Origin of the sequence: Draconibacterium sp., assembly GCF_041583095.1 — a bacterium.
Lineage (GTDB): Bacteria > Bacteroidota > Bacteroidia > Bacteroidales > Prolixibacteraceae > Draconibacterium.
Window position 1 is genome coordinate 1 of the sequence record NZ_JBFHGM010000134.1, and the last position, 13,460, is coordinate 13,460.

General features: G+C 41.7%; 6 protein-coding genes and 1 pseudogene. All 7 read left to right on the plus strand.

Annotation, left to right across the window (positions count from 1 at the left end; translation table 11 throughout):
• Positions 1-92 precede the first annotated feature (92 nt).
• Positions 93-1,589: a TolC family protein gene (locus ABZB17_RS13180; protein WP_372650809.1), complete on the plus strand. Its 1,497-nt coding sequence runs from the start codon at positions 93-95 to the stop codon at positions 1,587-1,589.
• Positions 1,590-1,679: 90 nt separating this feature from the next.
• The gene (locus tag ABZB17_RS13185) at positions 1,680-2,738 is read left to right on the plus strand and encodes an efflux RND transporter periplasmic adaptor subunit (RefSeq protein WP_045031972.1); all 1,059 of its coding nucleotides are present in this window, start codon (positions 1,680-1,682) and stop codon (positions 2,736-2,738) included.
• Positions 2,739-2,768: 30 nt separating this feature from the next.
• Positions 2,769-5,864, plus strand: a complete 3,096-nt coding sequence (locus ABZB17_RS13190) for an efflux RND transporter permease subunit (protein ID WP_372650810.1) — start codon at positions 2,769-2,771, stop codon at positions 5,862-5,864.
• Between the two features lie 39 nt (positions 5,865-5,903).
• On the plus strand, positions 5,904-6,281 hold the full coding sequence (locus ABZB17_RS13195; RefSeq protein ID WP_372650811.1) for a GxxExxY protein: 378 nt from the start codon (positions 5,904-5,906) through the stop codon (positions 6,279-6,281).
• 53 nt (positions 6,282-6,334) lie between these two features.
• Positions 6,335-11,056, plus strand: a complete 4,722-nt coding sequence (locus ABZB17_RS13200) for an efflux RND transporter permease subunit (protein WP_372650812.1) — start codon at positions 6,335-6,337, stop codon at positions 11,054-11,056.
• Between the two features lie 54 nt (positions 11,057-11,110).
• Positions 11,111-11,785 (plus strand): hypothetical protein, encoded by a 675-nt coding sequence (locus ABZB17_RS13205; RefSeq protein ID WP_372650813.1) that lies wholly within the window; start codon positions 11,111-11,113, stop codon positions 11,783-11,785.
• 362 nt (positions 11,786-12,147) lie between these two features.
• Positions 12,148-13,460: pseudogene (locus tag ABZB17_RS13210) on the plus strand (IS1634 family transposase); the annotation flags it as partial.

Here is a 13,460-nt window from a genome sequence, read left to right on the forward strand (position 1 = left end):
TATAAAATAAATCAACATACGTTGCGAACTAAGTGCTTGTAAAACAGGGGCTAATTCGGAACGGAACCATTGAAGAAAAAATTTTAAAGAAGATGAAAACAAAAATCAAACTTATGCAAAAGCTGGCAATTGTCTTGTTTGTTATGGCGGCTGCAACTTTTGCTGTTCAGGCACAGGAAGCCTTAACCCTGGAAAGGGCTTTAAGTATTGCCGAAACGGGAAGCCCTGATTTGAAGCTGTCGTTATTAAATCTCGAGCGCTACCAGAAAAACCTGGAAGCTCAGCGGGCCGCTCTGAAATCACGTTTTTCGTTGCAGGTTAACCCGGTGAATTACAGCAAACAGAGGCGTTTCGACAACCGTGTATCCGAGTGGTATACCAACGAAAACTTCGAAACAAGTACCTTGTTTACAGTTGCTCAGCCAATTTTAATAACCGATGGTACCATCTCGCTAACCAACGAGTTTGGGTGGTCGAGTAATAATTCAAGTTCATCGTTTACCGAAAGTGAGGTCTTTTTTAATAACCTGTATTTGAACCTGAATCAGCCCTTATTTACTTATAACACTTTAAAACTTCAATTGAAGGAGCTGGAGCTGAACTTTGAAAATGCCCGAATCAGTTACGCCATGCAGTACCTGAACCTTGAAAGAAGAGTGACGGAGTTTTTCTACAATGTTTATATGGCGCAAATGAACTTGTCGATTGCAAAAGACGAGCTGGCCAATACACAAAAAAGTTACGACATAATAAAAAACAAGGTTGAAGCCGGTTTGGCAGCAAAAGAAGAAGAATACCAGGCAGAATTAAACCTGGCATCGGCAAAATCAACATTGCAAAACAGCGAAGTAACCTTCGAAAACGCCAAAGATCAATTGAAGCTTTATTTAGGCATGGATCTTTTTGAAGATATCATGATTTTAGCCGACGTGAGTGTAAACCCTGTTCCTGTTGATTTGGATAAAGCCATTGAAAATGGTTTGGAATCAAGAATGGAGCTACGTCAGCGCGAAATAGATGTGGAAACCAGCCAGTTTGATCTGATCAGAACCAAAGCACAGAATGAGTTCAGAGGAGATATGAATTTGCGTTTTGGTATTACCGGCGATAACAATGAGTTGGGTAATATTTACCAAAACCCAACAAAAAGTCCGTCGGTAGGTATCAGTTTTAATATCCCAATTTTCGACTGGGGCGAGCGTAAAGCACGAATTGCTGCGGCCGAAGCAGCTATCGAATCGCAAGAGTTGAACCTGAATGAAGAAAAGAAACAAATTGTTGTTGATATTCGCCAGGTTTACCGTAACATACTAAACCAGTTGAACCAGATTGAATTGGCCAAACAAAATGAGCGGAATGCTCAATTAACCTACGAAATTAACCTGGAGCGTTACGAAAACGGCGACCTGACAGGTATGGATTTAAACCTGTATCAAAACCAGCTTTCGTCGCAGAAAGTTGCATTGAGCCAGGCACTTATCAATTATAAAATCGAGTTATTAAACCTAAAAATACAATCGTTGTACGATTTCGAAAAAGACGAAGCCATTATTCCTGAGGAATTGTACGTAACCGATAATCAAGAATAAAACTGAAACAAGTCCCGGATTAATCGGGCCGAGTTCCATCTTATTCCTAAGAAAACAAACAATTTTAATAAGATGAAAAATATACCAAAAATGAAACATATAAAATTACTTATCCTGTTAGGTGTTGTTGTTGCCGCCATTTCGTGTAACAACCAAACCGGTTCTGAGTCAACTGAGTTAGCTGTTCCTGTTTCAGTTGAAAACATCAAGCTTAAAAGTATTCAGCAATTTGTAAGCACTACCGGAACTGCAAAAGCCGTGTACGAAACCGAATTGAGTTCTGAAATTCAGGGAAATTATATTTTGCAAACCAACCCAAGAACGGGCCGCAAATTTCAATTGGGCGACCGCGTTGAAAAAGGTCAGGTTATTATAAAACTGGAAAATGCAGAATACCTGAACGGGCTGAATATTGAGTCGACAAAACTGAACCTTGAGATTTCGCAGCAGGAATACGAAAAGCAGAAGTCATTGTACGAAAAAGGTGGTGTAACTCTTCTCGAAATGCGTAACTCTGAAGTTTCAATGATTTCAGCCAAAAACAATTTCGAAAGTGCTGAAATACAGTTGGCAAAAATGCAGGTTGTTGCTCCTTTTTCAGGAATTATCGTTGCGTTGCCATATTACACCGAGGGTGTTCGCGTATCGTCTGGCGAAAGTATGGTTAGCCTGATGAACTACAACAAAATGTATGTAGAGATTAACTTGCCTGAGAAAAACATTTCGGAAGTTACAACCGGACAGGAAGTAATGATTACAAACTATACGCTTACTGAAGATACGCTTGTGGGGCATGTTACCGAACTGTCGCCAATTATCAGCGACGAAACACGCACATTTACTGGTAAGCTCGAAATTGATAATCCGGAGTTGAAACTACGTCCGGGAATGTTTATAAAAGCCAACATTATTACGGCTCAAAAAGACAGTGCCGTTGTTATCCCGAAAGACGTGATAATGACCGGCTCGCGCGGAAAATATGTATTTATTGTTGGGCGTAACAGCGCTGCTAATGATCGTCGCATCACAACAGGTATCTCCAACCAGGATGAAATTGAAGTAGTTGAAGGCCTTAACGCGAACGACCGTTTAATTATAAAAGGATTTGAGACACTCCGCGATAATTCAAAAGTAAAAGTGATTTTATAGTGTAGCCGGTAAAACAAAGACAAATCAGTTATGAAAAAATTAACGCAATTTTCTGTCGATTACCCGGTTACCGTTTTAATGGTGGTGCTTGGCGTTTTGTTGCTGGGCTACATTTCGTACGATAAATTGGGGGTCGATCTGTTTCCCGATCTGAACTCACCCCGCATTTTTGTGGAAGTGACTTCGGGCGAACGGCCTCCGGAAGAAATGGAGCAGCAGTTTGTTGAAAACATCGAAGCGCTTGCCATTCGCCAGTCCGACGTGGTGCAGGTAACTTCTTCATCAAGGGTAGGATCGGCACAAATAACCGTGGAATACGCCTGGAATAAAGATATGGACGAAGCTTTTCTCGACCTGCAAAAGGCCTTGAATACGCTTACCCAGAATTCCGATATCGACGAACTTCAGATCACACAACACGACCCGAACACCACCCCGGTAATGATAATTGGACTAAAGCACAACGAAATTACCAACATGAACGAGCTGCGAAAAGTAGCTCAAAACTACGTACGAAACGAGTTGGTTCGTTTGGAAGGTGTTGCCGAGGTTGAGCTGTCGGGCCAGGAAGAAAGTGAAATTATTATTGAAACCGATATTTACCGGCTCGATGCGCAGGGGCTGTCCATGGACGAAGTGGCTTCGCGCATTCAGAATTTTAACCGCAACGTTTCCGGTGGGCAAATCACCGACATGGGTACGCAATACATCGTAAAAGGTGTATCGATGTTGCAAACTGTTGAGGATTTTGAGAACCTGATTGTGGGGTACAAAGCGGTTCGCAGCACCGAAACAAACGCTAATCAAAATCAGGGCTCAATGGCTCCGGTTTATTTGAAAGACGTGGCTGCGGTTTCTATCGGTAATAAAGAACCAACAAACATTGTTCATATAAACGGCGAACGTTGTTTGGGGCTTTCCATTTTTAAAGAAACCAAATTCAATACGGTAAATGCTGTTGAGCAGATCAACGAAGCGTTGGTAGACATTGAAAAAGCACTTCCGGGTTATGAGTTGATTGGCGTTACCAACCAGGGGCGTTTTATAAGCAGTGCCATTGGCGAAGTACAGGAAACTGCTTTGCTGGGTATTTTGCTGGCCGTGGTAGTTTTGTTTGTTTTCCTCCGTCGTTTCGGAACTACACTGATTGTAAGTATTGCCATTCCAATTTCTATCGTGGCCACATTCAACCTGATGTATTTCAACCACCTCACCATAAATATTATGACATTGGGAGGGCTCGCCTTAGGTGCGGGTATGCTGGTTGACAATGCCATTGTGGTTTTGGAGAATATATTCCGAAACCACGAAAACGGAATGAGTGTTAAAGATGCAGCTATTAACGGAACGGCAGAGGTTGGCGGGGCAATTACCGCATCAACGCTAACAACTATTATCGTTTTCCTGCCCATCGTTTATTTGCACGGTGCTTCGGGCGAGTTGTTTAAAGATCAGGCCTGGACGGTTGCATTTTCACTGCTTTCGTCGTTGGTAGTGGCTATCTTTTTAATCCCGATGATGTACCACCGTTTTTACCGTAAACAAACTGCACCGCTGAAATCGAAATCGGTTAAAGTTGGCGGTTATGGCCGTTTTCTATCAAAAGTAATTGATGCAAAATGGGTGGTAATAATCATTACAACTTTAGCCATTGGTGGAGCCGGTTTATTGATACCGCAGATAGGTACCGAGTTTATGCCAAAAACACAAACGCACGAACTTACTGTTAACCTGAAATTGCAGGAAGGAACAGAACTGGAACGCACAGAGTCGACAGTGAGAAACCTGGAAGGAATTTTAATGGACTACCTGGGTGATAACCTGGATAAAATTTATTCACAGGCCGGTCCGTCATCAAGTATTTCGGGTGACCAGAATGCTGTTTTTGAAGGCGAAAATACGGCTGAGTTAAAGATCATTCTTAAACCTGAATCAACCGTTTCAATCGAAAGTATTGTAAAAACACTCGACCAGTTAACTTCTAATATTGAAGGACTTGAAGTTAGTTTTTCTCAGGAAGAAAGTGCACTTCAGTCGATTCTTGGAACCAACGAAGCTCCTGTTGTGGTTGAAGTACGCGGCGAAGAGCTGGACGAAATTGAGCGTGTTGTTAACCAGGTAAAAGAAAAAATGCAGGGGGTTAACGGCCTGTTTAATATTCAAACATCCATTGAAGATGGTGCTCCTGAGGTTGAAATTCATGTGGACCGCATGCGTGCCGGAATGTACAACATCGATATCAACAATGTAATTACGCAAATGCAGGATCAGTTGCAGGGTAAATATGCCGGAGCACTGGAACGCAGTGGCGAAATGCAGGATATTACCATTAAAGTTCCCGAGAAAGGTATCGATGAAATCGGTTCGCTGATTATTACATCGGGCGACCAGGTTTTCCGCTTAAGCGAAATTGCCGATATCAGTTTTGGCGTATCGCCAAAAGAAATTTTTAGAAGGAACCAGAACCGCATAGGAAAAGTTACTGCACAGTTGGAAGACGGTATTCCGTTGGATCATGTGGCAAACGATATTCGTATGCAAACAGCAGGCATCGATTTATTGCCCGATTACCGTATCATGGTAACCGGTGAAGAGGAGAAACGTCAGGAATCATTGACCAACCTTACTTTTGCATTGTTGCTTTCTATTGTGTTGGTTTACATGGTGCTGGCCTCTCAGTTCGAGTCGCTTATTCATCCGTTTACCATTCTGCTGACTATTCCGCTGGCTGTGGTGGGTAGTGTTCTGGTCTTCTTTATTCTCGGAAAAACATTCAATATTATGGCCATTATCGGGGTGATTATGTTGGTGGGTATTGCCGTAAACGACTCGATTATTCTGGTCGACCGGATCAATCAGCTCATCCGCGAAGGGGTAGAACGAAAGCAAGCCATTCTGCAAGCCGGGCAGCAACGTATTCGGCCAATTGTTATGACCAGTTTAACAACCATATTAGCCCTGTTACCACTTACCGTTGGTTTTGGCGAAAGTGCATCGCTGCGTTCGCCAATGGCGCTGGCAGTGGTTGGCGGTTTGGTAACATCAACTTTGCTTACCCTTATTGTAATACCTTGTGTTTACGATGTTTTGGATAGGGTGAGGAGTGTTTTTGTGAAAGAGAATTAGAACACAGATGACGTTGATTTAACTGAAACTCGCTGATAGATGCAAATAGATTACAAATATTCTGATTTAACCGAAGCAATAATTAAATGCTTCTACAAGGTTTACACTGAATTGGGATATGGTTTTCTGGAAAAAGTTTATCACAATGCACTTTTAATAGAATTGCAAAATGAGGAGTTGAAAGTTGAATCGCAAAAACCAATAAAAGTAAGTTATCAGGGAGATGTGGTTGGAGAATATTATGCAGATATTATTGTTGAGGATGTCGTGATTCTTGAGCTAAAAGCAACAGAAACTGTGACAGAAGCACATGAGTTCCAACTGATAAATTATTTAAAAGCGACTGATATTGAAGTAGGATTATTATTAAACTTTGGTAAAAAACCGCAAGTGAAAAGAAAAGTATTCACAAATTAAATTCTGCGATAATCTGTAAAATCAGTGTCATCAGCGTTCCAAAAAAAGAAAAAATGAAATTCATTATCAACAGAAAAATATTCATCAGTATGCTGTTTTTGGGATTAACCATGTTGGGTTATATCTCTTACAAACAGTTGCCGGTGGAACTCATGCCAAATGCCGAGCTCCCGATGCTGTATGTCCAGATCCGGTCGCAGATTGAGGTGGATCCGACCTATCTGGAAAACCAGGCCGTTATTCCGGTTGAAGGAGCGATCGGGACGATGGAAGGCATTGAAGATATGGAGTCGTCTATTAATAACCGATCGGCATCTATACAGGTAAATTTTAAACAGAACGTCAACTTTAAATACACTTTCCTGAAATTGCAGGAGAAGATTGATCTTATTGCCGGCGAGCTGGATGATAACTTTACTGTAACCGTTAACCGCGTTGATCTGGATCAGCTTACCAACCAGTTTATGGAACTGCAGATTCGTGGTAGCGGGGGAGTTGATCGCGTGCGTAATATCGTTGACCAGGAAATTACCGCCCAAATGGAGAACATTGATGGGGTGGCTTCGGTTTCGGTTTTTGGTGGTAAAGAGCGTTCGATTGAAGTAACCTACGATGCAGGTGCCTGCGAGGCCTACGGAATTACACCGGCTCAAATTCGAAGTGCTATTTCAGGCAATTCTACCAACCGAACATTTACCGGTTACCTGCACGATGCACAGAAGCAGTATTTTGTACATGTTACGGCTGAATACGATAAAGTTTCGGATATCGAAAATATTGTTGTGGCCGATGGCCCGATTTATTTAAAAGATGTAGCCGATGTATTTTTTGGCGTAAAAGAAGAAACATCAATTAGTCGTATAAACGGATTGGATGCGGTTTCGATGAGCCTGGTGAGCGATTCGCAGGCCAACCTTATCGAACTGTCGCATAACGTACAGGCCGAAATTGCGGAATTAAACAGAAAATTGGCTGCCAAAGATGTACAAATCGTGGTTCAGACCAACCTGGCCGAAACCATGGAGAAAAACATCGATCAGATTATTGATCTGGCGCTGGTTGGAGGTTTGCTGGCCATTTTTGTACTTTGGATGTTCCTGAAAAACCTGCGCATTGTTTCATTTATTGCACTGGCCATTCCAATTTCGGTATTTACCGCATTCAACCTGTTTTACGCTTTTAATATTTCGCTGAACAGTTTAACGCTGGTTGGTCTGGTTTTGGCCATCGGAATGCTGCTCGACAATAGTATTGTTGTGCTCGAAAATATATACCGGCTCTCGGGGTATAAAATGAGCCCCGAGCAATCGGTAACGCAGGGAACAAAAGAGGTTTGGCGTTCGATTGTAGCGGCTACACTTACAACTGTTACCGTATTTTTACCCTTTGTTTTCTCGGCCGATTACATGGTAAAACTGCTGGGTAACCACGTGGGCGTTTCCATTATTTCAACGCTTATAGTTTCGTTATTTGTGGCCTTGCTGCTCATTCCAATGGCGGCTCACTTGCTGTTGCGCAAAAAGCGCCAACACAATGTGTTTTACGAAAAAGTAACCACCAATAACCGAATTATTCAAATTTATATTCTGCTGCTGAAAGCCAGTATGCGTGTTCCTGCGCGTACGATTATCGGTGCATTGGTATTCTTCTTTTTAACCGTATTTATAGTGTTGGCAGTTAGTGTTACCAACCTTCAGGAGGTGGAAGAGGAGCAATTCAATATTTACGTTACCATGCCAACCGGTACAACACTGGAAGCAACCGACAAAGTTGTTGCCGATGTGGAAAGCAGGCTGGAAGATGTTGCTGAAAAGCAGGACCTGTCTGCCAATATCGAGGCCGAGGAGGCGATTCTGACATTCATTCTTCGTGAAGATTACAAAGATATTGATGACCGTAGTATTGAGGAAATTAAAAAAGATGTTGAAGATCGTCTTCGTAATGTTTCGCAGGGAGAGGTTGGCCTTGATGCACCTACGTCGAGTGCGCGTTTCCGTGGTGGTGGCGGCGGTGGCCGTTCAGGCACGCAAGGATTCCAGCAATTTATGGGAATTGGCTCGAACCAGGAACGCGTGGTGATAAAAGGCGAAAACTTTGAGGTAATGAAAGGTGTGGCTGAAGACTTGCTGTACTACATCGAAGACCTTGAAACGATTCGTCGGGCAAATATCAGTGTGGCGAACAACCGGCCTGAAGTACATATGTATTTCAACCAGATGCTGCTGACCGAATATGGAATTACACTTCAGAATATAACTTCGGAGCTGGGAACATTTACAAGCCAGTTCACCTCGGGTGTGAATTTTAAACAGGGTACTGAAGAATACGAAATTGTAATTAAAGAAAAATTACCCGATGGTGTTGAAGAAGAGGAGATTGAAAAAGGTATTGAAGATCTTCGCCGTCTGCAGGTAAGCAATAACCAGGGTGCAACCTATGATATGGATGAACTGGCCGATATGGTGTATGCCGAAGGAATGGCCAGCATTACCCGTGTAAATCAGGAAAAACAGATTGAATTAACTTACAGTTTTGTTGATGAGGCCACCGAATCGAAAGATCTGCTGGAGGCTTACCGGTTGGAGATTGACGAAATAATTGGTGCGTATAAACTACCTTCCGGAGTTGCGGTTGAGGTAATTCACGAAGAAGACCAATATGCCGAATTTAAGTTTCTGATTGCTGCTGCATTCATTCTTATTTTAATGATTCTGGCATCGGTTTTCGAATCGGTATCAACACCGTTTGTGCTGATTTTCTCTATTCCGCTTGCGGCTATCGGATCATTCCTGGCTCTGATTTTTACCGGAAACAGCCTGTTTAACGCCAACACTTTAATGGGCTTTATTATCCTGATTGGAGTGGTGGTGAACAACGGAATTATACTTATTGATTATACCAACATTCTCCGAAAACGGGGCTTCCGAAAATCGCGTGCCTTAATGGCTGCCGGTCTTTCGCGTGTTCGCCCGATTTTAATTACTGCCATTACTACCATTGTAGCATTATTCCCGCTGGCAATGGGGCAGGCCGAATACGTTGGTGCTATTGGCGCTCCGTTTGCCATTACTGTAATTGGCGGTTTGGCATTAAGTACAATACTTACATTGGTTTTCATTCCAACATTATACGCCGGAATGGAAAATGCACTCGACTGGATTAAATCGTTACATCTTGGCTTAAAACTGGGAATGTTGACGGTGTTTATCCTTGGAGCTGTTCTTATTTACCTGCGTGTGGATAGCTTTGTATGGCAACTGCTCGATTTTATTCTGTTGGTTATTTTGGTGCCGGGGGTTGTAGCTTTTACAATGACCAGTTTGCGCCAGGCCAGCGAGAAAGTTGTGGATGAAAACGAGCCGATAAGAATTAAAGTAAGAAGGCTGGTAAAAATTTACGACCGCGATTCGCGATTTGTACGCGAGTGGAAATCGGGATTAAGAATTCGCGAGCGTGCCGGATTAACGAAAGATTATAAGCATTTCCGCGATTTTTCAGACCTCGTTTGGCAGATACCGCTGTTTGTTTTTGTGGCGTATTTTACCTTTTTCTACATCGAAAGCCATTTGTGGATGTGGGTGTTGTCGCACGGTGTTTTCTTCTTCCTTTTCTTATTAAGGGTGCCGCTAAACCAGGTGCTGATAAATAAACACGAAGCAACAGGTAAAGCTTTTTATCTTAAACTGAATAAGTGGATCTATAACATATTGTTCTGGATCGTGCCGCTTGTTTTCCTGCTCTATTTCTACAAAGACTGGGATAACCTGGGCATGGTGATTTTCCTTGCGATTATCTGGTATATTTTGCTGATTTTCTATGCAACAGCAGAATACATCCATAACAAAGACGTAAATATTGCGCGTATTGAAGGGCGTTTTGGTGTTCTGCGCCGTGGATACTTTAACATGGTTCGCCAAATTCCGGTTATTGGAAAACGCAAAAAACCTTTCCGTGCATTAAACGGTGTTTCGCTGGAGATTAAAACGGGTATGTTTGGATTACTTGGACCAAACGGTGCGGGTAAATCAACTATGATGCGGATTATTACCGGTGTGCTCGAGCAGAGTTACGGAAAAATCTGGATTAACGGAATGGATACCCAAAAATACCGCGAAGAATTGCAGGGTTTGATCGGTTATTTACCACAGGCTTTTGGTACCTACGAAAATATGTCGGCCTGGGAATTTCTCGATTATCAGGCCATTCTGAAAGGTATAAAAGACACCAAAACACGCGAAGACCGTTTGGAATATGTACTAAAAAGTGTTCATATGTGGGAGCGCCGTACAGATAAAATCGGTGCATTCTCGGGCGGTATGAAACAACGGATTGGTATTGCACAAATTCTGCTGAACCTGCCACGTATTTTGGTGGTTGACGAACCTACCGCCGGTCTCGACCCGCGCGAACGTATTCGTTTCCGTAACCTGCTGGTAGAGCTGAGCCGCGAGCGGATCGTAATTTTCTCGACACACATTATCGAGGATATTTCAAGCTCGTGTAACCAGGTAGCCGTAATTAACCGCGGTAACCTGAAATATTTCGGAACACCAAACGATATGGTGAATATGGGTAATAATTTTGTTTGGCAGTTCTCGGTTCCGGCTAAGGAATTCGATAATATGGCCAATAAACAAATGATTGTTCACCACATGCGCGATGGCGAAAATATTAAGATGCGTTGCCTGGCAAAAGAAAAGCCTGCACCCGACGCGGTTAATGTATTGCCAAACCTTGAGGATGCTTATTTGTGTTTGTTAAAAGACTTTGTTTAAGGAATTATGGAAAGACAATTCGATATAAAAAACAGGCTGTATATTTTAATTAAAATGATACGGTATAATTTACGAATCATTTTTGCCAACCGCTTTATATGGTTTTTAATAGCAGCACTTGGGTTCTTTTTATTTTTTGCCATACAAACGGTATATAACGGGGGCTCCATGTCGGAAGAAATGGTGTATAGCTTACTGATATTTCCAGGCATTTTGCTCATTTTCTATCCCTCGGTTTTTGGTATACAAAACGACGATGATTCGCGGATGCTGGAAATACTTTTCGGAATTCCGAATTACCGTTATAAAGTTTGGCTGGTGCGTTTGGTAATGATCTATACGCTGGTATTTGTTATTATCTTTCTGTTTTCGGCCCTGGCTTCGGTACTTCTGTACAAAATTAACCTGCTGGAAATGTCGTACCAGTTAATGTACCCGATTATCTTTTTAGGATCGATGGCATTTATGTTCTCTACGATTGTAAAAAACGGAAACGGAACAGCGGTAACCATGGTTTTAATTGGTGTGGCACTGCTGATATTGCGCGAAGATTTAATGCAGGGTACGCAGTGGGATGTTTTTCTGAACCCGTTTGAAATACCAAATAACCTGAACGAAGTGATCTGGATAGGAATAATCCGGAAGAACCGGATTTTTATGGCGATCGCCACTTTGGTGTTTGTTCTGTACGGCCTTTTTAATTTACAGAAACGCGAAAAGTTTGTTTAAGCAATATGAATAGAGGTGTGATGCCCTTACTCTGAGTTTGAGTGAGGGCATCGCTGTTTTTTGGATGTTTGTGACTCTCAAATAATCTTCCTGTTTTGTGCGCGACGTGAACGCTCTTAAAAAGCACTATTGAATATCAGCAACATACGAGTTTAAAATTTGCAATTTGGGTCATGCGGAGCTATTTTTAGGGTATGTTTATCCGAAAAAACAAAAATCGAAGCGGTTCGGTCAGCATCCAAATTGTGCAAAAGGTTAACCGTTCTAATAAGGTATTTAAAACGGTAGGGATTGCAAAAACCAAACGAGAAGAAGAACTATTGCTTTTGCTTGCAAAGACTGAGATTGAGCAGCTTCAAGGAATGCAATCGCTTTTTGTTGAGCATGATGATTTGGTTGATAACTTTGTAAATGGCATAGCAAATGACCATTTGCAAATAATTGGTTCCGAATTAATTCTTGGAAAGATTTATGAAAAAATTGGTTTTCCACCTGGTGGGTCATGCAGTTATTTTAGAAACCTGGTTTTATGCCGTTTGGTCTATCCTGGAAGTAAATTAAAAACTGTCGCTTATTTTAAACAACACCTGAATACTGATGTCAGTGTTTACTCCATCTACCGTTTTTTAGATGAATTGAACGCTGAACTAAAGCCAAGCATCGAGCGAATATTATTTGAGCACACCAAAAAATTGTTAAATGGGAAGATAGGTGTTGTATTTTATGATATGACGACCTTGTATTTTGAAGCCTCAGAGGAAGACGATTATCGTATCCCTGGTTTTTCAAAAGACGGCAAACACCAGCAGCCACAAATAATGATTGGGCTACTGGTCAGCAGCCATGGTTACCCAATCGGCTATCAAATATTTGAAGGCAATACTTCGGAAACAAAAACATTAATACCAATACTCGAATCTTTTCAAAAGAAGTTTGATATTGCCAAACCGATAATAGTGGCGGATGCTGCCCTGTTATCGCAAAAGAATATTAACGCACTACGGGAAAATAAATAGGAGTACATACTTGGTGGACGGCTTAAAAATGAAACAGGGATAATAAAAGAAAAAGTAATTGCCCTTGATATTGAGCAAGACAAACCAAAGGAACTGAAATACAAGAATGGCAGGTTGATAGTTAGCTTTTCGTCCAAGAGGGCACACAACGACAAGAAGAACCGCGAAAAAGGGTTAAAACGGCTTGAGAAGAAAGTAAGAAGTGGCAAATTATCCAAAGAACACATAAATAACCGGGGTTACAATAAATACCTGAAATTATCAGGAGATGTAGACATTACCATTGATTATAAGAAATACGAAGCAGATAGTGTGTGGGATGGGTTAAAAGGCTACGTTACAAATACGAGCCTGCCAAAGAACAAGGTTATTGGGAATTACAGTCAATTATGGCAAGTTGAAAAAGCATTCCGAATATCAAAAACAGATTTAAGGATACGCCCAATATACCACCGCATAAGAAACAGGATTGAAACACATATTTGCATCTGCTTCTCTGCCTATGCCATATACAAAGAACTCGAACGCTTGTTAAAAAAGAATAGCATTGATTTGTCCCCAGAGAAAGCAATCGACCAAATAAAAGAGATTAGACAGCTAAAGTACATTTTGCCCCAATCACGGAAAGTTAAAACCAAGATTTTGCAACCAACTAAGGA

Bases quoted from the DNA above. Each gene is read 5' to 3' on its own strand.
- ABZB17_RS13195 (WP_372650811.1), top strand. From the start codon at position 5,904: ATGCAAATAGATTACAAATATTCTGATTTAACCGAAGCAATAATTAAA.
- ABZB17_RS13180 (WP_372650809.1), top strand. From the start codon at position 93: ATGAAAACAAAAATCAAACTTATGCAAAAGCTGGCAATTGTCTTGTTT.
- ABZB17_RS13205 (WP_372650813.1), top strand. From the start codon at position 11,111: ATGATACGGTATAATTTACGAATCATTTTTGCCAACCGCTTTATATGG.
- ABZB17_RS13185 (WP_045031972.1), top strand. From the start codon at position 1,680: ATGAAACATATAAAATTACTTATCCTGTTAGGTGTTGTTGTTGCCGCC.
- ABZB17_RS13190 (WP_372650810.1), top strand. From the start codon at position 2,769: ATGAAAAAATTAACGCAATTTTCTGTCGATTACCCGGTTACCGTTTTA.
- ABZB17_RS13200 (WP_372650812.1), top strand. From the start codon at position 6,335: ATGAAATTCATTATCAACAGAAAAATATTCATCAGTATGCTGTTTTTG.